Here is a 26,806-nt window from a genome sequence, read left to right as displayed (position 1 = left end):
TCTCTCTTATTCAATTTTTTATCTAAGGTAATAAAAAATGGGAAGCAGCACGAATGCCCGCTTCCCAAATTATGATCAAATCAAACAGCTAAACAGTAGTATCAATGAGCTTGCTTTGCCGCAGGGTTCATATCCGTAAACTCTGCAGCCTGATCTCTACTTAATTTTTTCAGGGAAAAAGCATCAAATAATTCTCCTGAGGTTTTATAAGCTTGAAATTTCAGCTTCCCACCATCAACGTGAATCACCTGGAACAACTGTGTATTTTCCAGGGAAACATTCATCCATTTGGCACCATCCACTTTATACATTTTGGGACCGGCAACAGAAACCAGGTATACCGGCCCGCTGGCTTCCCTACCCGATAATCCACGTGGTAGGTTTTGTCCGCGGCTATAGGTATGATCATGTCCCTGCAAAACCAGGTCGATGTGGTATTTGTCAAATAAAGGTTTAAACCGTTCTCTGAATTCTTTGTTATCCCTGCTTTTGGCAGTAGAAAAGATAGGGTGATGAAAAGTGATCACCGTCCATAACTTCGTGTTTTCCTTTAATACCTTTTCCAGCCATTCATACTGAACCTTTGCTGAAGCCTCGTCCAGGATAATCATTTGAGAATCCAATGAGATCACCCGTACATTCTGATAGTCGATATAATAAACCGACTCTTCCAAACCTGCCGGCCCGTGGCCAGGTAAAGTATATTGTACGCCCCAGTGCGGATCCAATATCAGTTTTCTTTTTTCATCACGCACATACTCATGATTTCCCGGAGAAGGCATGCTTGGAACCATTCCATTGATAAAACCACCACCATAATGCCACTCGCCCCATTCCTTGTCATTGTTAGAGCGGTTAATTAAATCGCCGGTATGAATGATAAACCGCGCATCCGGCTCATGAGAAAATGCCCTGCGGATTACACGGGACCATTTTGAACGGATATCATTCTGTGCATCCCCAAGGTAAATGAAAGAAAAAGGCTTATCCTGATCTGAAGCGGTGGTAAACTGAAACCATTCGCTCCAATGCTCACCAGCACCAACACGATAAGCGTATACCGTTCCAGGCTTCAGGTTGTTAAAAGTAACATTGTGGTACTTTGCGGTTGCATAATTTTTACCACCAGATAGTATACGGGAATCCGCATCGTAGGTGGTAATCGCATCTTCCAGCGCCGGACTGGAATCTTCGGCTTTGATCTGTGCTTTAGAACCCACAACCGTGGTGTCTGTACGCCAGGTTACGGTCTGACTAACAGCCGTGTTGCCCTTCCAGGTTAAAATTACACGGTCTGGAAAAGGTTTTGGATCAAAATCCTGTGCCTGGGTATTCGTAAAAGTAGCCGCAATAAGCAAGGCAGCAATAGCTATAGATTTGTTTAAAATAGTCATCTTGTAAGGAGTTTAAATTATTTCAGGTACCACATGAGTGTAGATTCTTTGTCGGGGCCAAAAGCAGAAACTGCTTTCTGGTAATTCACTCTGTTTTTCGCACTTTCAGAATCCGGAAAAACATAGCGTTTTGGAATTCCCCTACCTGCAGCCAATGGGCCGGTCACAAAAGCAGGATAACCGGTACGGCGTTGATCAAACCAGCCTTCGGATCCTTTAAACAACATAGCCAGCCATTTTTGGGTAATCAGTTGTTCCAGCGTTCCGTTATACTTTACGATACTTTGGTCAAAGTAATTTAAAGGAGCACTGATTCCATAACTGCTCATAGATTCTCTGATTCCTTTATAGTACAGGGATTCTGCGGTTTCTCCCGGCACGGTGATTTTGCCTTTCTGAATTGCCTCTGCCAGAATAAAGCATTGCTCGGTATAGGTCATCAGACTGGCTTTCAATAATGGATTGGCAGCGCCTCCATTTTTTCTGAAATATGCAGAAGAGAAAACAGATACATGGTCTTCTCCCCCGTTATAGGAAGCAGGAGCATCAATGGCATTGGGCACGCCAACATAGAGATTTGGATCTACGGGTGATCCTGTAGTAGTTTTAACCGGTTCTGCCCAGACGGCCAATCGTGGATCGTTTCTTTGAATAAGGTGATCTACCAATTCCTTACTCACTTTCGTTTTTTGATAGTCAAAATCAATCATGGCCAGCGGGCCTCCAGGCCAACTATACGCCGCCAGATTTCCCAGGTAAGCAACCTCTGCATTATCAGCACTGCTTTCAAAAACAGGAAAAGCAGTTTTATCGTTCATAATGGCCTGCATTTCAGTAAATGCGGGAGTATACACTTTGGAAATGCGCAACAGCATCCTTAAGCGCAACGTGTTGGCAAATTTGCGCCATTGCAAGGCCTTCCCCTTAAACATCACATCCCCTTTGGCGTTAATTTCGGCAGTGTTTCCTTTTAAAAGATCGTTGGCTTCCCGCAGCTCTCTCAATAAATCAGGATAGATGACCTGCTGTTGGTCGTACTCGGGATAAATGAGGTTACTTTCTTTCGACTTCAATGCCTGGGTATAGGGAACATCTCCATACAGATCCGTCAGGTAAGCGAAATTAAAAGCTTTCATAATTTTACTGATGGCAATGTATTGGCTTTCAGAACGTTTTTCTGCGGTTTCCAGCAGGGTTTTATTGACCGATAAACGGGCATAGATATCGTTCCAGTCTACCGGTCCCCAGTCTAATAAATCATAGCCGGTATTACGAACCAATGTAAGGTATCTTGCTGCCGAAGCCGGTCTTCTGCTTACTGCATTTTCCTGATAAGCATACGCGGTAGATAAGACCACTTCAGACATCAGGAATTCTGTATTGGTGGTTTCCGGAGAGTTTGGGTTTGCATTGATCTCTTCAAAATCTTTGGTGCAGGCAGCCAACAGGGCCATAAACAACACCAGGATGGTTTTATATTTGAATTTCATTTTTATGCGGATTAAAAATTACAACTTAATTTAAAGCCAAAAGAACGTGTCCCCGGCAAGGTCCAATGTCCAACACCCAGCTTAAATCCTTCGGTTACACTCATGGTAGTTTCCGGATCATAGCCCAGACCATTGGCAGTCCAGGTATATAGATTTCTGCCGATCAGGGAAATAGAAAGGTTGCTTACCGGAAGTTTACCCAACACGTTTTTACTAAATACATAGGTGATAGAAGCTTCTCTCAGTTTCAGGAAAGAGGCAGAATAAGTTAAACGCTCATAGTATTTGTTATAAGTGTTGTTGTAAAAATCAGCAGCCGCGATAACGACTTTGTTTTCACTATAAGTCCCGTCTCCGTTATCTATATATCCTGGAATGATCATCCCGTCATGTCTTTGCATTCCCTGCGAATCTACCCATGACAAGCCTCCGGTTTGTGCATCTCTACCCGCTAAGGTATTATCCGTTAAACCTGCATTGATTAAACTTTTAACCACATAGGAGTAGAAATTACCCCCTTTACGCCAGTCAAAAAGGAAATTCAGGGTAAAGTTTTTATAGCTGAATGTGTTGTTAAGGCCGATGGTAAAATCGGGGTTATAGTTTCCAACTTTTATATATTCTGAATTGTTACGGATATAGTGTCCGGTTTTATCTAATAAAGCTGCTCCGGCATACTGTCCGTTTGGTACTTTGGTATAACTTGGCGTATAGAAATCTCCTATTTTAGTGCCTTCTTTAATTAAATAGCGGATGTTATCCCCATCGGCACTCCCCATAGAATATTCCGACAAACCTTCAGATAAAGAGATCACCTTATTCTCGTTCCTGGTAAAGTTGGCATTGATTTCCCATTTAAATGCCCCCTGAACCGGAACTGCATTTAAGCCGATTTCCCATCCACTATTCTGGATGTTTCCGGCATTGATTAAACGGTTGGATGCACCCGAGGCAATGGTGGTTGGAATATTGATGATCTGGTTTCTTTTGTTGGTTTTATACCAGGTTACATCCAGCCCTAACCTATTGCTAAAAAAGCGCAGGTCCCCGCCAAACTCATAGGAAGTGGCAATTTCAGGTTTCAGGAAATTGTTTTTCAGGTTAAACTCAATAGTAGCTCTTTTCACATCTCCCCAATCCTGATTAAAAGGGATGGTATTAAACAACTGATAAGGATCCGTATCACTTCCTACCTGCGCCCAGTTGGCTCTGATTTTGGCAAATGACAAAGGGCCTGACTTGATTTTCAGCACATCTGTTAATACGGTGCTTAAGGAAACTGAAGGGTAGAAATAAGAATTATTTTGTGCAGGCAAGGTACTTGACCAGTCATTTCTGCCGGTTACATCAAGAAATACCATGTCCTTAAATGAGGCCTGTCCCATTCCATATAAACTATTGATGCGTTTACGGGAATTGTACTGTGTATTGGTGATGGTTCCTGCACGCGCATTACTGATGTTATAAATTCCGGGAATACTCAGACTCTCGGTGCGCTGAGCGGAATTTCTGCTGGTCTGGTCCATTTGGTTACCACCAACCGAAAGGCCGAAGGACCAATCCTGGTTTAAGGTTTTCTTATAACTGAGCAGGAAATCTGTATTCTGCTCCTTGAAATAAGAATGATCTACACCATAACCTCCAAATTTAAAACGTTTGGAACTGAAAGGGCGTTTGGTTTCATGCTCTTCATTGTACATATCCAATCCGGTACGTACCATTAAGCTCAGCTCTTTAGTGATATCGACTACCGCCTGTACGTTTCCGGTTAAGCGGTTTCTGTCGAAACCATTGGTATGTTCATAAGCCACCAGGTACGGGTTATCAGAATCATCCGGAGAAAACTGTTCGATATTCTCTCTGCCTGGTTTCCAATAATTCCTCAGGTCTTTAATGCTCATACTCGAAGGCATAGAATACACCATTTGCGTTACACTTTCCCGGTAGGCCGAAGGGCGGTTATCGCTTTTATTATTTACATAACCCACATTGGTGCTGATTTTTACCTTAGGATGCAGGATGTAAGTTGCTGCAAGGTTCAGGGTATTCCTGCTCAGGTCGGTATTGGGTACAATCCCTTTATTAGACATATTGGTATAGGACAACCTGTAATTACCATCTGCATTTTTTCCGGTGATGGCAATATTATTGGTATAGGTAGCCCCTGTTTTATAAAAATCTTTGGCATTATCCGGGTGTGATACCCAGTCTGTAGGCACCGGGTTTCCGCTGGCATCAAGCGGACTATTCCACTGCAGGTGTTTGGTTCCTGCATCAAGACGTGGCCCCCAGGCTGATGTGGTGTTAGAAGCCGGATCATCGGTATATTCTCCTGCTCCAAACTGGTTCTGGAAATGCGGAAACAACCAGGCCTGATCGTACATGGCGTTTGAGTTGAAACTGATCCCCAATCCTTTTTTACTGGATGAACCGCTTTTTGTGGTGATCAGTACTACTCCACTTCCGGCCCTGCTGCCGTATAAAGCGGCAGCGCTGGCTCCTTTTAAGATACTAATGCTCTCAATATCGTCCGGGCTGATGTCTGCAACCGGGCTCCCATAATCTACCGAAGACCGGCCTACTTCTGAGGTTGGACGCAGCGAGTGTGCCACAGGAACACCATCTACTACAAAAAGTGGCTGGTTATCTGTTGCAATTGAGGATTGTCCGCGGATGGTAATCAGCGCAGTAGCTCCCGGATCGGAACCGGCACTCACCACATTTACCCCTGCTACTTTTCCGGCAAGGGAATTCACCACGTTTACTTCTTTTACGGTATTCAGGTCGCTTCCTTTTACGGTAGCAATGGAATAACCCAGCGCTTTTTCCGTCCGCTTAATTCCCAGGGCAGTAACTACCACCTCCGACAAAGCAGTCTGATCCGGAACCAGGCTGATGTTAACCAGCGTTTCTCCATTCAGGGCTAACTCCCTGGTTTGATAGCCCATCATTCTAAACAGAATAGTGGCCGAGCCGTCTTTTACGTTCAGGCTGTAATCGCCATTAAAATTGGTCATTGTGGCATTGCTACTGCCTTTTTCGATTACGTTTACGCCAGGTACGGGCAAACCTTTTTCGTCGGTTACCTTCCCCTTAATCCGAACAGCTTTCTTAATAATGACCTGGTTATTTTGAACTACATAAGTCAATTGCCTGGGGAGGAGTACGCGGTTAAGCAGGCTACTCAGTGTTTCGTTTTCTGCGGTAAAAGACTCGATCTTTTGGTTCAATACTGCATCCTTATTGGTGTACACAAAGGATAGATTGGTTTTCTTCTCTATGCTTTTCAGCAATTCTGTTAAAGTGCCATTTTTAAAATTAAAGCTGATCCTGCTGTTTACTTCCTGCGCCTTTAATGGCGATGCTTGTCCGCTGAAGAACAGAACAGAAAGCATAAAATAAATGAGGGTAAAAAAACGCATTACTTTAAAAATTAATTGATTAGTCACTACGGACTTTTTCATAACTTTGAATGTTTTAATCATTGATGGGTTAAAATAAAATTGAAATTATTAGCCGGGGCATGCGTCAACATGCTTCGGCTTTTTCTTTATAGTTGTCTAATTACATTTACCTCCTTTTATATAAATGGTCTGTTTGTTTATGGTATATTGGATATCCAGCGTCATTTGAATGGTTTGCAACACTTCATTCAGACTTATGTTATTGAACTTTGCGGTGAGTTTACAGTCTTTAAAAGATTGATCCGAGATGATTTTCACCGCATATTTCCGCTCCAGGGCTTCAAAAACTTCTTTAACAGGCTGCTGATCGAAAACCAGTTTTCCTTCCCGCCAGCCAATGGCAGTCCGGGCATCTTCGATATTTTCCAGGTGTAGTTTAGCATGGTTCAAATCAGCTACTGCCTTTTGGTTAGGCAGCAGGTAAATTGCGGCCGACTGTTTCCCGGCAGAATCGCTGGAAACAGCGACCTTACCGGTCAGCACCGTTACTTCGGCCTCATGCCCTTCCCATGCCCGGATGTTAAAACTGGTTCCAAGCACCTGGGTCCGGATGTTTGAGCTATGCACAATAAAGGGGTGCTGCGGATCACGTTTTACATTAAAAAATGCCTCTCCTTTGAGTTTCACTGTTCTTAAACCGGCATGTTGCAGGTTCTTTGGGAAGCTGATGCTACTGCCGGAGTTGAGCCAGATCTCCGAGCTGTCTGGTAGCATGATGTTGATCACCTTTCCCGACGCTGCCGATTTTGTGATCCATGCTATTTCCTCATTTTGTACAACCGGCTGTTGCACCTTATAAAATAACGTAGATAGTGTTATTGCTGCAAAGACAGCTGCTGCGGCCATCCACCACTTCAACTTAATGGTCTTTTGAGGTGCCTCCTCAATTAACGATGCCTGAATCGTTTGAAAGCTTTCCTTCCATTCTTCATTTTGCGGCGGCGCCGAGGTATGCTGCCACAACCATAGGGCTTGTTCCAGTTCCTCCTGATGTTTGGGGTCTTTGCTTAGCCACTCTTGTATCTTTTTCTCCTCCTGTTCAATTTTCTGAACGTTGCCCCTGGCATTCTCCTTTGCGGATAAATAATCGAGTACAAATTTCCAGGTCTCTTGGTCCATTCTTATGCTTTTATAGAGAGAAGACAAGAAACAGGGCATGCACTACGGGCCGCAAAACGTTAACATTTTATTAAGAAATGGTTAAGGATCTGTTTATCGGAATTCTGCTTCGTTTTTAAGCACCCGCTCCTGTAAAAACTGAAAGCCTTTAACGAGGTGATCTTCCACGGTGCGGACAGAAATATCCAATAAATCGGCGATTTCTTTGTAACTGAAGCCATCAATCCGGTACATATAGAAAACCAGACGCCGGCGCTCGGGCATCTGATCAATTAATTGATATAATATCCGGTTTCTATCTTTATCCTGATAAAGCTGGGCGGGATTTGCGGTTTCATCCCAAACTTCAGGTACCTCTTCTTCATCGATGTGCAGAAAATTTGTCCTGGAAGTTTTGTGGTAATTGACGGAAGCATTTTTTACCGCGCGGAACAGGTAGGCTCTCTCATTTAAAATCGGGATGTTATTTTTCCAGATGGCGATAAATACATCGTTTAAAATCAATTGCGCTTCTTCTGTATCTTTTACCAGATAAACCGCATATTTTTTGAGCGTAGGATACATACGACGGTAAAGATCTTCGAATGCTTTTCCATCGAAGTTATTCACCTGTTTTCCGTTAAATCCGACAGTATTATTTTCGCCCATAAAAGATGAAGCGAAATTAGACCCGCCAAATGACGGATAGATTAACAAGATGTTAAATGAAGGGAGGATCAGGAATCTTATTTAGCTTTGCAGCCACCTTTTCATGATTTTGATCACTAGCGGCATAACTACCCAGGTGAGCATCCCAACCATCGCAGCCGCTGTAATAAAAAGCCGGATTACGGGTGGCAGACCGCCAATAAACATGCCCATGGTATAATACAAAAATAAACTTGTCGGGAATACACCGCATAGTGTGGCAATGGCCATTTTCCATCGTGGTGGTGCCGAAGGAGATCTAAACCAGGCCTCCAGTCCGGTGAGTTGCCGATAAACCGGAACTTCTGTAAGTGTTGAAGCATAGGCTTCCCATTCTTTAAACAATGCCGAATTATAAAAAGTGTCCCGTTCCTCTTCGTCTTTAAATGTTCTGAGAATACCAATCTCATTACTGTCTGCTCCCGGGAAAGAAGAGATCATCGCAGCGCCATGCACGCCACCATGTATAAATGACTCTCCGAGGAAATGGCGTAGAGATTCTTTAAATTCCTGTTCTTTTCCAGGGAGTATTTTTCGGGTGATCGCGACGTGTATAGCCATTTGTTTTTTAGTCCAATAAATTTAAATATTTATTACTCTTAATTCCTGATTTAAAAACACAGACAGACAATTTATGTTAATATATTTGAATATGATTTTTAGAATTGCAGAACTTTCCGATATTAAGCAGATCCAGAAGGTAAGACATCTGGTGAAAGAGAATACACTCAGTAACCCCAATCTTGTCCCCGATAAGGATGTGATCTATTACATCACGGAGAAAGGAAGGGGCTGGGTTTGCGAAGTAGAAGGTCAGATAGTAGGATTCTCAATTGTTGACCTGAAAAATAAAAGCGTTTGGGCATTGTTTGTAGATCCCGACTTTGCAGAAAAAGGAATCGGCAAGGAACTGCACAGGCTAATGATAGACTGGTATTTTGAGCAGACCAAAGAAAAGGTAGTATTAGGCACAGCGCCTAATACCCGCGCTGAGCGATTCTATAATCTTCAGGGCTGGACGCCGGTTGGCAACTATCCCAATGGAGAAATTAAATTTGAATTGAGCCATCCAAATTGGATTCATCGAGCTTATTATATTAAATGAAGTTTTATAGTGCATTGCCGGTATCTTACATGAAAAATATCTTTATAATTAGTTTTTTAATGTTAATCTGCGGATTGGCCAAGGCCCAATCCAATAGAGAAGATATAGAAATACGCTGGCCTAAAACCGAGAAATGGGTACTTGATGAAAAGCTATCGATCCAGGTTGATTTTTCTCGCCGTCGTCAAAAATGGGATCTTAAAGACGATCAGGGAACCTGGCAAAAAATAGCGATGATATTCAATGACGACATTACAAAAAACACAAAGAGTCTGGACAGTATTAATGTGCTCCCTGACTTATCAAATGATAAAGGTATCGTTTTTAACCTCCTTGCTGAAAAGAGAAGCGGCCCTTTCCCTTATAAGCTCATCAGTCTGGAAAACCGAACGCTTAAATCTGAACAAACACCAGTTTCTAGCCTTACTTACCTGGTAGATGGCAAAACCTGCAGGCACATTGTCCTTATTTCAGTAAAAACATCAAAATTCTCCCCGGACTTCCTGAAACAATGGTCGGAAATTTTGTTGAACAGCAAAATCATTCCATCAAAAACAGGGAATTTTGAATATACTGATGATGCCTATCTTGATGTAAAAGAAACAAATGGCGTTGATGAATTTTATATTACTGCCCGTTTCAAATCAGATCAGGTACAACACTTGCTTAAGGGACAATCTGCTAAAATTATTGTAGATGGTTTTCCTGAACTTAATCTGTCCGGCAAGGTTGAAGAGATCAACAGTAGAAAAAATGAAGCAGATACTTTTAAGATTACTCCACCAGAAAACAGTAGTGGGAACTTTATAAAATTGATTGAAAGATCCCCTGTTACCATTAAAGTTGAGATACCATCAGCATTCAAGAGCAAGCTTAAAAGTAGAACGAGTTGCAGTGTGAAGGTCGCTACAGCGCTATAGTAAATCTACCTGCCTTAATTCATATTCAATTTCATCATCTTCCAGATCGGCAACTTTAATGAAGTTAAGTCGTTCAAGAAGTGCCTTTGCTTTATCGTTTTGTTGACCTGTTGCTGCCCAGATCCGTTTTAAACCCATGTTATTGAGGCCAAATTCTATAGCTAAGGACATGGACAAAGTCATGAAACCTTTTCCCTGGTGCTGAGGCAATAAGACACAACCAAGTTCTCCGCTCCCCTGATCAAATCCGCGGTAGTAACCACAGGTTCCAAGGATTTTATTGCTTGCATTATCTACAATACCCCAATGAATTGAATTGCCATCAAGATAATCCTTGTTGATTTTATCCTGCATTTCTATCGCCTGTTGCGATGTTGTTGCCTGAACAGCGTCATAATAGGAAATTTCAATAATGTCATTGATATCGGAAGGCTGAATTTGTCGTAATGAGATCTTATCGCCAGTAATATTTGGGAAAGCGCTATAAGGTGGTAATTTCATTTTACAATATAGACAATGCGATCGGATCTACCTAGACACTAATTCCAATTGTCTATTTTCACATCAATCGGATCAGGAGCCCCTTTTCCGGTTTCGACGAGAGCTTTAAGGCTCATCAGAAATATTGCCCATTTGGTACTGCAATGGTGCATAAACTCTACGGGCTCCTTCCAGTTCAGGTGTTTGAAAAGAACGATAATATAGTCGCCGTCTTGTTTCAATTCCCAGTTAATGGTGGTATCCATCCATTCTTCCGGTCCTTCTGCAAGCTCCCATACCACATGATCAGGTGCATTAAGTTCGGAAACTTTCATATCAAATCCTCCCGCACCAAAGCGAAATTTAATGATATTGCCAACCTGGTTACCTTCTCCCTGAGTGTTGCTGGTCCACCATCCGGCCAGACCATGTTCGGTAGTCAATGCCTGATAAACATCGTCAAGAGATGACGATTTAATTCCAATTCTATGCAAGATATCTGCCATGAGTAAGTCCTCCTTTTTTAAGTAAAATTAAGGCCTAAAGCTTTGATCAGCAGGGTGCAAAATGGACATTACGAGGGGTTGATTTGGACAGCAAAAATCATTATATTCGTTAAAAAGAAGACATGAAGCACCTTACTATAGTTGTTCCGGATGGACAGAATAACCTAAGCAGCATCGTCGGTGCCTATAAAATATTTACAAGAGCCAATCAATACCGGGTAAATAGCGGAAAAGAGGAATTGTTTAAAATTCAACTGGCTGGCATTTCTAAAGAAGTGGACCTTTATGAAGGGCTATTTACAGTGAAACCACATATTAACATTACAGAATTAGACAAAACTGACCTCATTATTATCCCTTCGTTAAACCATAATTATCAGGATGCGGTAAGAGGAAATGAGTTGATGATTGCCTGGATAGCAAATCAGTATCGAGCAGGGGCAGAAGTTGCCAGCATATGTACCGGAGCATTTTTGCTGGCTTCAACAGGTTTATTAGATGGAAAAAATTGCTCTACACATTGGGCTGCAGCCGATAATTTCAGGATGATGTTTCCTAAGGTGATTTTACATGCCGATCAGCTGATTACTGATGAGAATGGCATTTATACCAATGGAGGAGCGTATTCTTTTCTGAATCTGATGGTTTATCTGGTAGAAAAATATTACGACAGGCAAACTGCGATCTTCTGTTCTAAAGTATTTCAGATTGAGATAGACAGACAGAGCCAGTCGGCCTTTACCATATTTACCGGTCAGAAGAGGCACGACGACGAAATGATCAGAAAAGCACAGGATTATATTGAAAGCAAGATCGATGAAAAGATATCTGTTGAACATTTGTCTTCGCTCTTTTCTATTGGCAGGCGGAATTTTGACAGAAGGTTTATTAAAGCTACCGGAAACACACCTGTGGAATACACACAAAGGGTAAAAATTGAGTCAGCTAAGAAAACATTTGAAACCAGTCAGAAAACGATTAGCGAGGTCATGTATGCTGTAGGTTATTCGGACCAGAAAGCCTTTCGGGAAGTCTTTAGAAAGATCACGGGCCTATCGCCATTGGAATACAGGCAAAAATATAATAAGGAATCTCTAAACTAATATTAATGTCCAGATCACCCCGCTATAATGTCCAGTTTACCCTATCCAAGAGCCCATAATTTTCTCGTAAATTTGACATTGGCGCAAATTCAGGATTCCTGTAAACATCAAATTTCTTATGAAAATCTAAATATTCACCCTAAATCTAAAAAATATGAAACTTAAAAGTTTGGTAGTTGTACTATGTTTAGTAGTAGGCAGTCAATTGGCAAAGGCGCAAGGAACAGTAGCTGATCTGGTAAAGGACTGGGAAAGGTCAAAGGCTTATACTAAAGAATACCTGGATGCCATGCCAGAAAGCGGGTATGCCTTAAAGCCTACACCAGAAATGCGATCTTTTGCAGAGCAGGTATTACACCTGGGCGATGCCAACTATGCATTTGCTTCAGCAGCAACTGGTGCAAAAAGCCCCGTTGGTCAGGGCGAATTGGAAAAAACCAGTGATAAATCAAAGGCAAACGTGAGCAGCTTAGTGCTGGCAAGCTATGATTTTGTGATTGATCAGATAAAAAATATGCCTGAGGCACAAGCAGACGAAGCGATCAAATTGTTTGGAAAATTTGATCTGTCTAAAAAAGCAGCCTTCGCTAAAGCTTTTGAACATCAGGCTCATCACAGGGGTCAAACAACGGTATACCTTCGACTGGCAGGTGTTAAACCTCCACAGGAAAAACTGTTTTAATATTAGCAGAGAATTAAACCTGCAAAGTATTGAAAACAAGGAAGCCTTAGAAAATCTAAGGCTTTCTCAAAATCTTCTCCATTTTCTTACCTTTCGCCAGTTCATCCACTAATTTATCCAGATATCGGATCTTTTGCATCAGTTCATCTTCTATATCTTCTACTCTATATCCACAGATTACACCTGTGATTTTTGACACATTGGGATTGATCTGCGGGGCCTGCGCAAAGAAATTTTCGAAATCAGTTTTATGGTCAATGTGATGTTGCAATGTTTCTTCGTTATAGCCTGTAAGCCAGAATATAATTTCATCCAGTTCTGCTTTTGTGCGTCCTTTTTTCTCCGCTTTTTGAATGTAATGGGGATAGACACTTGCAAAAGACATTTTAAACACCCTTGTGTAATCGGTTTTCATTTTGATTATCTTACATTATTTCAATACTTTACAAAAGTAATTTTTTTGAAGACATCACAAACGTTACCATCTATTCCTTTACCGTTATTTTCAGCTTTTGAGAAATATTAGCTGATGAGTTTCCCAACTGAAGAACAAAGTCTCCGGCCTCGATGTTCCAATCCTTTTTACCCTCATCATAGAAAGCAAGATCCGCGACTTTTATTTCCATTTCAACAGATTTCGTTTCTCCGGCTTCCAGGAATACCTTTTTAAAAGCTTTTAACTCTTTTACCGGACGACTGACCGTGCACACCGGGTCATTTACATACAATTGAGTAACTTCGGCACCATCCTGAGATCCTGTATTCTTTACGCTGAACCGGACCTTAATAACCTCATCCTTACTATAGATCGATTTATCAGCAGAAAGCGTTCCCAGATCAAAACTGGTATAAGAAAGTCCATATCCGAAGGCATATTGAGGGGTGATTTTTTTGGTATCAAACCAGCGGTATCCGACCAGAATATCTTCCTTATAATATTGGTTCACACTGTCTCCCGGATAAGAGATTTTGCCATAAGCATGTGCTGCATTATCTTCCAGCTTTTTCGGAAAAGAGAAGGGTAGCTTACCCGAGGGATTTACTTCACCTGAGATGACATCAGCCAATGCATTTCCAGCTTCAGAGCCGAGGTACCATCCCTGCACGATAGCAGGCACCTTATTGATCCATGGCATCGACACCGCATTCCCGCTAAGCAGTACCACAGCGATATTTTTATTGACTTTCAACAAGGCATCAATCAGTTGATCCTGACCAAAAGGAAGGCTCATCGATCGGCGGTCCCCACCTTCACAATCCTGAAAGTGATTTTTGTTCAATCCTCCGACAAAGAACACGACCTCGGCATGCCTAGCAGCTTTAACCGCAGCCGCGATCAGCGAATCTGCATTTAATCTGGAGGGTTCTTCCCGTCCATATACAGATGGCCCTGAAGCATAGCCAAGGCTATAAACAATATGGTCTTTCCCATACTTAGCGATCAATCCATCCAATGGAGAACTTTCGTATGCGACCTTCAGCGACGATGATCCTCCACCAATGACCAGGCTGCGGCTGGCATTTTCTCCAATGACAGCAATTTTCTTGAATTTGCCAGGAAGGACAGGGAAAAACCGTTGTTCATTCTTTAACAGTACAATTCCCTCCTGAGCGATTTTACGGGCAGCCTCACTGTGTTCAGGAGAAACGAAACGACCAAAAGGCCGGTTGGCACTCATCGTGGTACGGAAAATTAAACGAAGTATCCGGCGGGCCTTATCGTTAAGCAAAGCGATATCATACTTTCCTTCCTTAATCCCTTTAAGAAACGGATTGGCAAGATAGTATTCAGCGTAAGGAAAATTCCCTTTAGTGGTCAAACCATTGGTATAGGTACCCATTTCGAGGTCCAGTCCGTTCTTCGCCGCCTGATCGGTGTTATGAACACCACCCCAGTCGCTCACAACCACTCCATCAAATCCCCAGTCCTTCTTCAGTATCTCATTTAAAAGCAAACCATTATGACAACAGTGTTCCTTTCTGAACTGATTGTAGGCGCCCATGATTGACCAGGCTTTTCCTTCCTGTACGGCTGCTTTGAAAGCCGGGAGATAAATTTCATACAACGCACGGTCGCTAAGATCAACATTGATATGTCCACGCCACTCTTCCTGATTGTTCAATGCAAAATGTTTCACGCATGCAGCTACTCCAATGGATTGAACTCCCTGAATATAAGGCACCACCATGCGGGAGCTGAGGTAAGGATCTTCCCCCATATATTCAAAATTACGCCCGTTCAATGGGGTACGGTAAATGTTTATACCAGGCCCCAATAACACCGTTTTATTACGGTAACGGGCTTCTTCTCCGATTGATTTGCCATAAAGCAGGGACAATTCAGGATTGAATGTCGCAGATAGGCAAGTAAGTGCCGGAAAGGCAGTACAGGAGTCGTTTGTCCAGTTTGCCCCGCCCCATTCGTCCCAAAGAACTTCCTCACGGATCCCATGCGGCCCGTCATCAGTCCAGACTTCGGGAATTCCCAGACGTGGCACACCTTTCGAACTGAACTTAGATTGTGCATAACAAAGGGACACTTTTTCTTCGGTAGTCATGATTGAAAGTGCACTTTCGACCCGCTCTTCTATGGGTTTATTTACATCCAGGTAAACCGGTTGTTTCTGTTGTGCGGCAACCATCAACGAGATCCCTGCTCCTGCTATCGTTAAAATTATTGATTTCATTATTTGTTTATTCTTCTGATATTTTATTGTTATCGGTTTTTATAGCTTTATCACTGTTTTAACGCCATTGTAGGGAACAATTCTGGGCGCTGCAGTTGTTTTACCAATAGCAACTACACGGAAAGTACGCTGGGTTAACATTCCATCGTAGCTCCCCTTGCAGTCGCTGATCGAAAGCGTACCATCAGTATGGTTATAGTCAAAATCTATGGTAGAAAAAGCACCTTTTTCGTAATTGTAATTGGTCCCCTCATCTTCATATAAACTAAACTTGCTGTCTTTACCCTGATAAACCCGGATTTCAATATCATCCGCTTTCTTTTCAGCGGTATGCTGCATCACCTCTCCTACAGGCAAGATAGTCCCTGCAGGAACAAAAAGAGGAATACGTTCCAGGGCTGCTGCTACGGTTACCTTTTTTCCACCTTCCATTTGTTCGCCGGTATAGAAATTATACCACCTGGTTCCTGCCGGGAAATAAACTTCACGGCTTCGGGCTTTATAACTGTATACAGGACAAACCATCAATGCCGGGCCAAAAAGGAATTGGTCGCTGATGCCGTAAGTCTGTTGATCAGCGGTATAATCCATTGCCAGCGACCTCATCAGGGTATAATCATTATGATAAGCCATTCCTGCCAATGAATAGATATAAGGCATTAGGCGATAGCGAAGCTCATCATAGTAAACAAGGCTTTTGTAAACCGGATGACCTTCAGGTGCCAGGTTATAGATCTCGCGGTAAGGAAATTGGCCATGACTGCGGAACAGGGGACAAAATGCGCCAAACTGAAACCAACGTAAATTTAATTCACGCCATTCATTAAGATCTGCATTTTCGTTACCGGTCTGGTCAAAAATAAGCTGGCCTTTTTCATAGCGTTTCTCTACACAGAATCCGCCAATGTCCATCGTCCAGAACGGAATACCCGACATCGCAAAGTTTAATCCGGCCGGAATCTGAGCTTTCAGGTCCTCCCACCTGGTTGCAATATCGCCACTCCAGGTAGCAGTGGAATAATTTTGTAAGCCTGCAAAACCGGAACGTGTTAGCAAAAACACCCGTTTGTTGGAATCAGTTTCCCGCTGTCCGTTATAGATGGCTTTTGCATTCATCAGTGCGTATGCGTTAAAATACTTCGAAGAAGATCCAAGTGCAGTTGGGCCACACAGCTTCTTACGGTATTCCATATCGGTACAGTCTCTTACATTGGGCTCAGAAGCATCCATCCACCAGGCATCGATTCCCTTTACATAAAGGTTATCTTTCATCTGTTTCCAAAAAAGCTTTTGGGCCTCCGGGTTATAGGCATCATAAAAGGATCCGACATAACCGGAACCAATCCAATCGCGGACATTGTCGTTCACCGCCTGCATATACATCCATCCATTTTTGCTGAATTGTTTAAAATGGTCAGTTGTCGTATAAAATTTAGGCCATACAGATATCATAATATGTGCATTTTGCCGGTGCACCGTGTCTACCATCCCTTTGGCATCTGGAAATCTCTTCAGGTCAAACTGATGGCTGCCCCATGCATCTTCCGGCCAGTAACTCCAATCCAGCACAATATTGTCAAGTGGAATCTTGCGTTTTCTATATTCGCTTACCACATTCAATAGCTCATCCTGAGTCTTGTACCGCTCACGGCTTTGCCAGAAGCCCATCGCCCATTTTGGCATAATGCTCGCTTTACCAGTCAGCGTGCGGTAGCCACTGATCACCTCATCCATATTTTTACCGCTGACAAAATAATAATCCATCTTATCCCCCATTTCTGACCAAAAGGACAGGTTTCCGTTTTTTTCCAATGGAGAGGAAGAAAGCGCTTTAAGACCAACATAAGAAACGCCTCCATCTGGTTTCCACTCCAGTTTAATTTTAGCTCGTTTCCCCTTTGTTAACGGGAACGAAAACCGGTAAGTGTTCGGATTCCAGGAAGTTCTCCAACGTTCGGGCACCACTAAGGAATCGTTAATCCAGACCTTGGTATAGCCTGCATAATAGAGACTAAATTTGTAAACATCAGTTTGGCTCGAAAGGAGCTCTCCTTCCCAAACCACAGCACCATCATTAAAATTAAAGTCCGCAGGAAACTTCTTTACGGTGGTCAGGTTTTCATAATCAATCGCCGACTCCCGTCGGACAATCGGATTGCCGCTTTTTTGCGTATAGGTGGCAGTAAGCGCACCTTCTTTGCCTGCTTTATCAAACAGGCTAAACTGATTCAGATCTTTGTAATCGCGGGGATCTCCATATTTGCTCTGCGAATAGTTGTCCCACAAGATCCCATAGTTATTAGTAGATAGGATGAATGGCACCGCTACTTTTGTATTGTATTGAAAAAGGTCTTCGCTTTTATGTTTATAGTTGAAGTCCTCAGATTGGTGTTGTCCAAGCCCATAAATGGCTTCGCCCGGCATTCCTGAGAAAACCTGTTGCATGGTGTATCCTTTATCGTTTTCAACCACAAAAGGACTAAAACTCCTTTTTGCCTCCTGAAGCAACACTTTTCCTGACTTGTCCATAAATGAAATTTCACCTGTAAGAAGGGAAACCCTTACCCTAAGTTCATCGGTAGAGAGAACTGCGAATTCTGAATTGCTACTTACTTTGAAAGGCACTGCAGGCGTTAGTCCGGGCAATACGCAAAGGCTTGCAACAAAAGGGATATTGCTTTCCGGTGAGGCCTGCACCCGGACAACCCGGCTATTGATCACACTTATTTCGATGGTCCTGGCCGCTCCGGTTTTAGGATGGAGCTTCATGCCATTATCCAGCGTTTGGACTGGATCGGCAGCGAGCAGCTTTCCCACGATAAGTGAGAATGCAATAAAAAAAAGGAATTGTTTCATAAAAAGTTAATTAACGCGGGTTTAGCTTGCGCGCCAATAGGGTAAAACTACGGTGCCCCATTTTGAAGGTGGGGCAGGAATGTTAAAGAGGTAAGAAGAAATGTTAACCAATTCTCTTTTCTACGATATATTCAGAAGGGAGGACATTGTATTTTGCTTTAAAAGACTTAGCAAAATAATTAGGGGTACTAAAACCCACCATATAGCAGATCTCGGAAATGGTTTTATTACTTTTTTCCAATAAAACTGCTGCTTTTTCCAGTTTAACAGACCTGATAAAATCAACGGGGGTTTTACCGGTAACTTTTAAGCACTTTTTATATAAGGACACCCTGCTCATCGCCATATGCTTACTTAAATCCTCTACCGATAGCTGGGAATTATGAAGATTTGTTTCAATATAAAGCAAGGCAGTATTAAGAAATTTAGCATCATCTGATTCAATTTCCATCTCTGGTGAGGCCATTTCAATGTGCCTGGAATACGTTTTTTTAAATGTCTGACGAAGTGTGAGCAGGTTCTTGATTTTAGAATGTAGAATTTCGAAATTAAATGGCTTCGTCATGTAATCATTCGCTCCTGTTTCCAGCCCCTTGAGTTGTTCTTCCTCGGCAGTTAAAGCCGTTAATAAAATAATTGGAATGTGCTTCGTTCTTTCGTCTGATTTTAGCTTTTCACACAATTCAGTACCATTCATTTCAGGCATACTGATATCGGAAACAATCAGGTGCGGATGCAGGGCAAGTGCCTTTTGCCAGCCTTCCTTACCATTTGATGCTTCTACGATCTTGTAAAAAAAGCTCAGGTTCTCTTTAAGATAAAATCTGAAGTCCTCATTATCCTCTACCAGCAAAACAACCGGAGCATTTCTGATGCGCAGGCGTTTATCCGCAGCGTTATTTTCCTGATTCTTTTCGGCTGGATTTCCGCATTGCGAATCCGCATTTCCGATCGCTTTGTCTTCCTGGACTGCTATTGCAACTGGGCTAAGATTCAGGTGTATCGTAAAGCAACTGCCCAAACCAGGCTCGCTTTTCAGCATGATTTCGCCTCCCTGCATTTTCACAAACTCTTTCGTGATCGACAGCCCAATACCCGATCCCTGATTCAGAATGGAAGAAGAAGTTTCATTTTGAAAAAACCGTTCGAAGATCTTTTCCTGTTTATCTTTTGGGATGCCAATTCCTGAGTCCGACACCTTCAACTCCACTGAAACCCGGTCATCCTTTGTCTGATCGAACAGCTGTTGTAATTCAACACTTACTGTTCCTCCAGTTGGTGTGAATTTAAAAGCATTCGAAAGTAAGTTGAATAATATCCGTTCCACTTTATCATGATCATAAGAAACATATAGATTTTCAACAGCGCTTTTAAAGATCAGTTTGATCCGTTTTCGTTCTGCCAGATCATAAAAAGAATCCGTTGCTTCCCTGATAAAAGACACGATTTCGCCCTCCCCCTCATTTAGCCGCAACTCCTGCTCCTCCATTTTACGGAAGTCGAGCAATTGGTTTACCAGGTTTAGCAAACGCCTGGCATTTCTTTTGATCATGGACAGCTTGCCGTTCCGTTCCTGCTCTTTAGCTTCCGACAAAAGTGTATCTACAGGAGCAAGAATCAGGGAAATAGGTGTTCTGAACTCATGACTCAGGTTGGTTAAAAATTTAATTTTTAATAAGTCAAGTTCCCTCAACCTTTCTGCTTCCTTACGATCTTCTTCGCGTAATTGCCGGGCGCGGTTTCTTTCCTGCACTACCGCAAACTCCCGTTTCAGCTTGTTGATCCCCCTGCTTCTAATAAATAACAACAGCATGCCAATTGCTAAAATGTACAGCACATATGCCCATGTTGTGCGCCAGAAAGGAGGCAAAATGATGATCTTCAGTTCTGACTCCGCCAGAGGAACCACATCATTTCCATTAAAGGCTTTGACATGAAAGGTGTATTCCCCGGGATCGAGATTGGTAAAAGTAGCTTTAGGTATTTCAGAAGGAACAGTAAGCCAGCGCTTGTCAAATCCTTCCAGGTTGTACCTATAGGTTATCTTGTGGTGATTAAAATAGTTAAGTAAGGCAAATCTGATTGAAAAGACATTTTCCTTATAGCTAAGGGTTAACTTCTTAAGTTCTGTGATGGTTTGGGGCAGAATTGTACGTCCATTGATACTTTCTCCAACACGAACTTCATGATTAAACACCTCTAAATCAGTCAGTAGCAAGCCGGAAGGAACCTGACTGTTTTTGATCTGACCCGCCCTGAAAATATTGAAGCCATTTGGTCCCCCAAAAATTAACTCGCCAGCTCTTGTTTTAGCTACCGCGTTGATATTAAACTGTGTACTTTGCAGTCCATCAGATTTGTTGTATTTACTATACCTGAATTTATACGTTTTCCCTTCAGCAATTACAGAAATCTTGTATAGCCCTTTTCGGGAGCTATACCAAATATGATGGTCTTCATCTTCCAGAAGTTCAAATACTGTATTTTCCGGCAAACCAACATCTTCGCTTAAATTTTTGAACTTTCCCGTCCTGGGATGGTAAATGCTCAAACCTTCCCTGGTACCGATCCAGACCCAGCCTCTTGCATCTTCTACAATGGAATTGACATCATTCTGTACCAGACTATTTGTATCCTTGCTGTTGTTTTTTAAATACTTAAATCCGGATGTTTTATGATCCAGAATATTAACACCTGCTGTAGTCCCAATCCAGATATTTTTGTTTTTATCTTCATATAAACAAGAAACGACATAAGAATTCAGCGTGTTTTTAACAGAGGGATTAAAGTGCTTAAATTTATTAGTGTTCCGGTCAAACAAATCCAATCCACCATTTAAAGTACCGATCCAAAGCCTCCTGGAGGAGTCCTCTAACAATGCATAAATGCGATTATCGGAGAGACTGGAAGGGTCTGCGGAATGCTTAAAATGCTTGAACTTCTGTCCGTCAAAAGCATCAAGGCCTCCTAAATACGTGCCAATCCATAACAGGCCAGAATGATCAATCCAAAGGCTGACCACAATATCGCTGCTTAGGGAATTACTGTTTCCCGGGTCATTACGGTAAGTTTTAATCTGACCGGTGCTCCTGTTTAAATACAACAGGCCAGCCCCGTTTGTACCAATCCACAAATTTCCCTTATGATCTTCTGCAAACGAGTTCACATCTTTATGTATGGCGTTTTTCGCGGTTAAATACTGACTTTGGGGAAACTTATAGATGCTTTTATGGTAATAACTAATCCCCTTTTTAAAGGAGCCGATCCAAATGATCCCATTGTTGTCTTTATATAAAGTAGAGATACTGTTATCGTTTAAGCCTCTGAGGTCGTCTTCTTTACTTAAAATATAGCTGAGTTTACCCGTCTTTTTATTCAGCATATTAATTCCGCCATGATCAGTTCCTATCCAGATATTTCCATCATCGCCCTCAATGATATCACTTACATTGGTCGAACTCAGGCCCGAATGGTCTTGCTTTTTCCCAAAATAACTAAATTGAGCACTAGCTGCATTAAGGTAATACAGTCCGAAAGGATTACCCCTGCTATAAATAAAAATATTGCCTTCTGAATCATGATTCAGGTTGAAAGTTTCCTGCTTCCTGAAACGTTTGCTGACTTCAAGGTATCGGTTGATTACTCTTCGTTCCTTTAAGTTAAATTTATCAAGGACACCATCATTGTAAATCACCCATAGATTACCCTTTAGGTCTTCTACAAAATCATTAATCTGATCTGAATGTAAAGACTGTAACTCACCTTTCTTATGTGCATAACGGGTGGTTACCTTACTCTTCTCATCGTAACAAAAGATACCCTGCTTTTCGATAAAAAAATAATACCTGCCCCGGTTATTGGTTTTGATATCTCTCAGGTATCCTCCGGGGATTTTATACTTTTTAAAGTGCTTGTCCTGAAACCGCTCAAACTTCTCCGTTGAGGGATCATAAATGTTAAAACCATTACTGGACTTAACCCATAAGTCTTTCCCCGGCCCTTCAAATATCTTAATAATATAACCATCCGGTATGCTGGTACTATCTTTTGAATTGTGTTTAAATACCTTGAACTCATTCCCATCATATCTGTTGAGACCAGCCAGGGTTCCAAACCACATAAACCCTTTATGATCTTTATATATGGCATTAACCTGATTATCTGATAAGCCATTTGACATATCCAGATGGGAAAACCGGTACACATTTTCCTGTGCAAAAAGTGGATTGCACAGGATGAATATGCTGATCAGTACTAAAGCTGAAACATATATCTTTCTATTAAAATCCCTCAATGGTAAAAGCTGAAGCCGTAGGCAGTTATAATTGGTTGTTTATTGTTAACATAGCTAAACTACGATTAAATCATCATATCTTTTGAGAATTATAGTATTTCAGATCCGATTATTCGCTCCAAACCAATACGCCTGCAGGCTTTAATATTTTCTCTCCAACAAACACTTTTGAAGTTTCCGGGATCTTCATGGTATAATCAGCAGAAGAATAATTTACAGCCATATAGAAACCATCCCTCCAATACACATAAACACCTTGCGGATAGTCTTCTGTGGTTGCTCCCGCATCAGCGTAGATGTTTTTTAAGATGTCCTTTTCCAGATTGGAATCGTCCGTATCTACGCCGATATAAGTTACAGACCCTTTACCGATTCTCCGTTTTACCACAGCTGCCTTCCCCTTGTAAAATTGGTTTTCATAGGTTGCCAGTACTTCTGTATTCCGCTCAGGCGATAGCAAATCCGCCCAGTTATTCCAACTGTAATGTTTTGACTTCATCCGGATATCGCCTTTCGCATGAGCTGAAAGCATATCAGTTGCGATCACCTGAGCTCCGATAAGGTCAGCGATTGGCGCTGCCGGCTTAGCCTCCCAGAAATGCCCCATACGATCTTTGGTTGCGGTGCGACAGGTAAGGATTAAATGCCCTCCGGCGGACACATAATTATTCCATTTCTTAATTAAAGCGGCATCCGCCAGTTCGTAAGCGGGAACGATGACTACTTTATAATCCGACAAATCGGTAGTTTCAGGTATCACATCAACCTGGGCGCCTAAAGACTTCGCCATTTCCAGAAACTTAACCGGGTAATTCCAGGTATTCCACTGTGTAGTTTGTTTTTGCCTTTCGATCGTCCAATAGTTTTCCAGGTTCCAAAGAATTGCAGTCGACCTCGCGGCAAGTTTTTCCGGCACCTTAACACCCGGCCTGTATTGCTGCCGCAGCTCCTTGATTTCTTTCATGAATTCGATATACTCCTCACCCCCGGGCGAAGGCGTAACCCCATCTGTTTGAATGACCCCTGCATGGTATTGCTCGGAGCTGTACAAAATCTGCCGGAACCGATAGGAACAGGCCAGTTTCCCTCCAGCAGCAAAGGTATGGTACAACCACATGCGTACGGTTCCGGGCAAAAGAAGCGGATTATATGCTCCCCAGTTTACCGGCCCCGGCTGGATCTCCATGACTCCAGATACCCCTCCCAAGTGCTTAAAATAGGCTGATGCAAAAAGGATCACTTTACTGTCTCCCAATCTGAAACCAAGCTCCCCGATATTGTCACTGCCTCCGTTAGGGTAAGCGGTGTAGGCTGCAAAATCGAGTTTCTTTGTTCTTCCCGCATCAGACCCCGGAGAAACTGCAGTATAATTAGTGGTGATGTATTGATTCTTTGAAATGTAGTTACGCAAGGTGCCGGCCTGAAAATCAAGAAATTCGGCCTGAGCATCCGCACAATAACGCTTAAAATCGAGTAAGGCATGAGGGTTGTTTCCCCACCAACCCACCAGGTTGGTATTATGGATCATCACCTCGTTAAAGTTATTGTACCACTGGCTCCAGAACGCTGTACCCCAGGCATCATTTAATGACTCAACCGTTTTGTATTTATTTTTTAGCCATTGCCTGAAAGCCTCCTGCGATGAAGGGCTATAATCTGGTTTGGCATCCGGTTCATTATCCAGCTGCCACCCGATCACGTCTTTATTTTGTCCGTAGCGCCTTGCCATTTCCGTAACCACCTTTTCTACAAACAACCGATATTTAGGGTTGACGATTGAGCCAAGCCCCCTCGTCCCATGCTCGGCCCGGATATAATGCCCGTCCATCACAAATGTTTCAGGATAATTTACCCTCATCCAGGCTGGTGTAGTTGCCGATGGTGTGCACATGAGCACTTTAAGTTTATGTTTGACACAAAGGGCGACCACCTTATCCAGCCAGGCAAAATCAAACTGCCCTTCTTTCGGCTCCATTTTAAACCAGGCAAATTCGGCAAGATGAACAAACTCATAGCCCATATCTGAAATCTTCTTGATGTCCCGTTCCCATTGGCTTTCCTTCCAGTGTTCCGGATAATAGTATATTCCGGTTGTAATCAGATCCTTTGCCGGGAAGAATGGATTCACTTCCTGCGATTTTACAACCGATAATGAAATAAGTATCGTTAATACGAATAGTGTTATAGATTTTTTCACCTTAATAATTTATTTTTTGTATTTCAAATAATGCTCATGCATGACTTGCCAAGCCTTTTTCTTCTCCCCTTTTTCAGATAACAGCCCTTTTCGGTTGAACCCTTTTTGATAAACCGGGTGCATTCTACCCAATGAACGGTAATCAAATAAAAGCCAGGGAGCTATCCCACATAAATTGGGAGTTGTGCTGAACATTTTTAGCTGATCAATATAAATCTGTTCCTGATATTCTTCTGTCCAGAAGGCAGCTTCATCAATAGGGCCCTTGCTGCCATAAAGCGCTTCAGCTCCGAATTCTGAAATAAAAACCGGCTTATCGGGATAGTTTAACTCCCATTTTGTATCTACCGGTTTACCTTGCCAGGGAACATACCAGCCCACATACTCGTTCAGGGAGATGAGATCTGCGTAGCGGTAAAGTGTATCCCATACCTTAAATGTATTGTTGTTGTAGGCTTGATTATTCACCACATGTGTGAGCAACCTTGTCGGATCAGCTTCCCTGCATTTTTTGGTGAGGCTAACCAGTTCTAAATCCCTTCCCGGCGTGGAAGTATAAGTTTCATTGGAGAGACTCCAGATTACCACACTACAGCGGTTTCTATCCCTCTGGATCATTTCCTTAAGCATAAGTTCCATTTTTAAAGGAACCGCAGTATCCGAAAATTCTATGTGCTGGTAAATGGGTAATTCACTCCAAACCATTAGTCCCATTTTTTCAGCCTGCTTTATCATGTGCTCATTGTGCGGATAATGAGCCAGACGAACTAAATTACAACCAAGTTCTTTGGCACTGTTCAATAGCAGTACGGCATCCTCGCTGGAAAATGCTTTTGCCCCTTTATAAGGATTCTCTTCATGAATATTTACCCCCTTAAGAAAGATCATTTTGCCGTTCAGAAATACTTTATTTCCCCTTACTTCGATATTCCTGAAACCGATTTCATCTTCAATGGTATCTGTCTCGCTTTCCACAAGCACTTTGTAAAGTTTGGGATTATCGGGCGACCAGGGTTTAAAAGACGCCTGGAATTTCAATCTTGCCATACCAGAGCTATCCGATTTTGTGGAATAAACCAGGCCCAGTTCCGGAATTTTAACTTTAAGACCTTGTTCCTTATTGGCTCCGTTTAACTTTATCCATCCGGAAATTTCTTTGCGGCTTTCTTTAGGGAGCTGAATTTGGTAATCCTCAATATAAGTGTGGCCGGTTTCAATAAGATTTACCTCCCGGGTGATGCCTCCATAATTAAACCAATCATACCCTAATCCCGGGATTCCGTTTTTCAGGCGTTTGTTATCCACCTTTACGATCAGTGCATTTACCCCGTCTTTTATTTTTTCTGTGATTTCAAATTGAAAAGGAGTAAAACCACCTTCATGACTTCCAATTCTTTCCCCATTCAAAAATACATCAGCCTTATAATTGACAGCCCCGAAATACAGGAAAAGTCGCTTTCCTTTTCGAAGCGTATAATTGATTTGTTTTTTATACCAGACCACACCTTCAAAATAGGTCAGCTCAGGCATTTGTGAATTGAAGTCGCCCGGCACTTTTAATACCGGTGCACCTTCAAATGAGTACTCCACAAAATCCGTTTTTTTCTCCGGCTTTTTCTCCTGCCATACTTGCCTCCAGTCGCCAAGCCCGGTAGGGTCAATGATCACATTCCAATCGCCATTCAAACTTGTTAAATGCCTCGATTGGGAATTGATCATTGCTGTCTGGCCATTTGAGACATAGCTAAAAACAAAAACTGATAGAAAGATAAACACCAATTCTTTGGATACTGACTTTAGTTTGTTCATTACTATTATGGTT

18 protein-coding genes are annotated in these 26,806 nt (G+C 42.3%); 4 read left to right on the top strand and 14 right to left on the bottom strand.

What is annotated here, in order from left to right:
• Positions 1-101: 101 nt before the first annotated feature.
• The 6 genes from BFS30_RS09345 to BFS30_RS09320 all read right to left on the bottom strand — a co-directional run bounded on the left by BFS30_RS09345 (position 102) and on the right by BFS30_RS09320 (position 8,715).
• Positions 102-1,394 carry a purple acid phosphatase family protein gene (locus BFS30_RS09345; protein WP_069379039.1) on the bottom strand — a complete coding sequence of 431 codons (1,293 nt, stop codon included), beginning with the start codon at positions 1,392-1,394 and terminating at the stop codon, positions 102-104.
• A 17-nt stretch (positions 1,395-1,411) separates the two neighbouring features.
• A complete protein-coding gene (locus BFS30_RS09340) occupies positions 1,412-2,884 on the bottom strand; it encodes a SusD/RagB family nutrient-binding outer membrane lipoprotein (RefSeq protein ID WP_069379038.1) in 1,473 nt (490 codons plus the stop codon).
• A gap of 11 nt (positions 2,885-2,895) precedes the next feature.
• Positions 2,896-6,348 carry a SusC/RagA family TonB-linked outer membrane protein gene (locus tag BFS30_RS09335; protein ID WP_208603047.1) on the bottom strand — a complete coding sequence of 1,151 codons (3,453 nt, stop codon included), beginning with the start codon at positions 6,346-6,348 and terminating at the stop codon, positions 2,896-2,898.
• A gap of 96 nt (positions 6,349-6,444) precedes the next feature.
• The gene (locus BFS30_RS09330; protein WP_069379037.1) at positions 6,445-7,467 is read right to left on the bottom strand and encodes a FecR family protein; all 1,023 of its coding nucleotides are present in this window, start codon (positions 7,465-7,467) and stop codon (positions 6,445-6,447) included.
• A gap of 93 nt (positions 7,468-7,560) precedes the next feature.
• Positions 7,561-8,115, bottom strand: a complete 555-nt coding sequence (locus tag BFS30_RS09325) for an RNA polymerase sigma-70 factor (protein ID WP_069379036.1) — start codon at positions 8,113-8,115, stop codon at positions 7,561-7,563.
• Between the two features lie 81 nt (positions 8,116-8,196).
• On the bottom strand, positions 8,197-8,715 hold the full coding sequence (locus BFS30_RS09320; protein WP_069379035.1) for an antibiotic biosynthesis monooxygenase: 519 nt from the start codon (positions 8,713-8,715) through the stop codon (positions 8,197-8,199).
• Positions 8,716-8,806: 91 nt separating this feature from the next.
• Here BFS30_RS09320 and BFS30_RS09315 point away from each other — a divergent pair, with 91 nt between their 5' ends.
• Both BFS30_RS09315 and BFS30_RS09310 read left to right on the top strand, forming a co-directional pair.
• Positions 8,807-9,259: a GNAT family N-acetyltransferase gene (locus tag BFS30_RS09315; RefSeq protein ID WP_069379034.1), complete on the top strand. Its 453-nt coding sequence runs from the start codon at positions 8,807-8,809 to the stop codon at positions 9,257-9,259.
• Positions 9,256-10,179, top strand: coding sequence for a hypothetical protein (locus BFS30_RS09310; RefSeq protein WP_069379033.1), 924 nt, complete (start codon positions 9,256-9,258; stop codon positions 10,177-10,179). The genes BFS30_RS09315 and BFS30_RS09310 overlap by 4 nt, the downstream gene beginning before the upstream one ends.
• Here the strand turns inward: BFS30_RS09310 and BFS30_RS09305 are convergent.
• Both BFS30_RS09305 and BFS30_RS09300 read right to left on the bottom strand, forming a co-directional pair.
• Complete coding sequence (locus BFS30_RS09305; protein WP_069379032.1) at positions 10,174-10,680, bottom strand: GNAT family N-acetyltransferase; 507 nt, start codon at positions 10,678-10,680, stop codon at positions 10,174-10,176. The genes BFS30_RS09310 and BFS30_RS09305 overlap by 6 nt on opposite strands.
• A 38-nt stretch (positions 10,681-10,718) precedes the next feature.
• Entirely contained in the window at positions 10,719-11,165 is a 447-nt protein-coding gene (locus tag BFS30_RS09300; protein WP_069379031.1) for an SRPBCC family protein, read from the bottom strand.
• Between the two features lie 122 nt (positions 11,166-11,287).
• On the opposite strand from BFS30_RS09300, the gene BFS30_RS09295 reads away from it, so the two are divergent.
• Positions 11,288-12,268 carry a GlxA family transcriptional regulator gene (locus BFS30_RS09295; protein ID WP_069379030.1) on the top strand — a complete coding sequence of 327 codons (981 nt, stop codon included), beginning with the start codon at positions 11,288-11,290 and terminating at the stop codon, positions 12,266-12,268.
• Between the two features lie 154 nt (positions 12,269-12,422).
• Positions 12,423-12,950, top strand: coding sequence for a DinB family protein (locus tag BFS30_RS09290; RefSeq protein ID WP_069379029.1), 528 nt, complete (start codon positions 12,423-12,425; stop codon positions 12,948-12,950).
• 55 nt (positions 12,951-13,005) lie between these two features.
• Here BFS30_RS09290 and BFS30_RS09285 read toward each other — a convergent pair whose 3' ends face one another.
• From BFS30_RS09285 to BFS30_RS09260, 6 genes are all read right to left on the bottom strand, one after another.
• Positions 13,006-13,365 carry a DUF2200 domain-containing protein gene (locus BFS30_RS09285; protein WP_069379028.1) on the bottom strand — a complete coding sequence of 120 codons (360 nt, stop codon included), beginning with the start codon at positions 13,363-13,365 and terminating at the stop codon, positions 13,006-13,008.
• A gap of 70 nt (positions 13,366-13,435) precedes the next feature.
• A complete protein-coding gene (locus BFS30_RS09280; RefSeq protein WP_069379027.1) occupies positions 13,436-15,637 on the bottom strand; it encodes a glycoside hydrolase family 3 C-terminal domain-containing protein in 2,202 nt (733 codons plus the stop codon).
• Positions 15,638-15,676: 39 nt separating this feature from the next.
• The gene (locus BFS30_RS09275; RefSeq protein WP_069379026.1) at positions 15,677-18,493 is read right to left on the bottom strand and encodes a TIM-barrel domain-containing protein; all 2,817 of its coding nucleotides are present in this window, start codon (positions 18,491-18,493) and stop codon (positions 15,677-15,679) included.
• A 103-nt stretch (positions 18,494-18,596) separates the two neighbouring features.
• On the bottom strand, positions 18,597-22,787 hold the full coding sequence (locus BFS30_RS09270) for a hybrid sensor histidine kinase/response regulator transcription factor (protein ID WP_069379025.1): 4,191 nt from the start codon (positions 22,785-22,787) through the stop codon (positions 18,597-18,599).
• Between the two features lie 109 nt (positions 22,788-22,896).
• The gene (locus tag BFS30_RS09265; protein WP_069379024.1) at positions 22,897-24,984 is read right to left on the bottom strand and encodes a beta-galactosidase; all 2,088 of its coding nucleotides are present in this window, start codon (positions 24,982-24,984) and stop codon (positions 22,897-22,899) included.
• Between the two features lie 9 nt (positions 24,985-24,993).
• Positions 24,994-26,793: a glycoside hydrolase family 2 protein gene (locus tag BFS30_RS09260; protein ID WP_069379023.1), complete on the bottom strand. Its 1,800-nt coding sequence runs from the start codon at positions 26,791-26,793 to the stop codon at positions 24,994-24,996.
• Between the last annotated feature and the right edge of the window lie 13 nt (positions 26,794-26,806).

This window comes from Pedobacter steynii, assembly GCF_001721645.1.
GTDB classification, from domain to species: Bacteria; Bacteroidota; Bacteroidia; order Sphingobacteriales; family Sphingobacteriaceae; genus Pedobacter; species Pedobacter steynii_A.
Note: the sequence above shows the minus strand (reverse complement) of the source record. Positions and strands in the feature narration are given on the sequence as shown.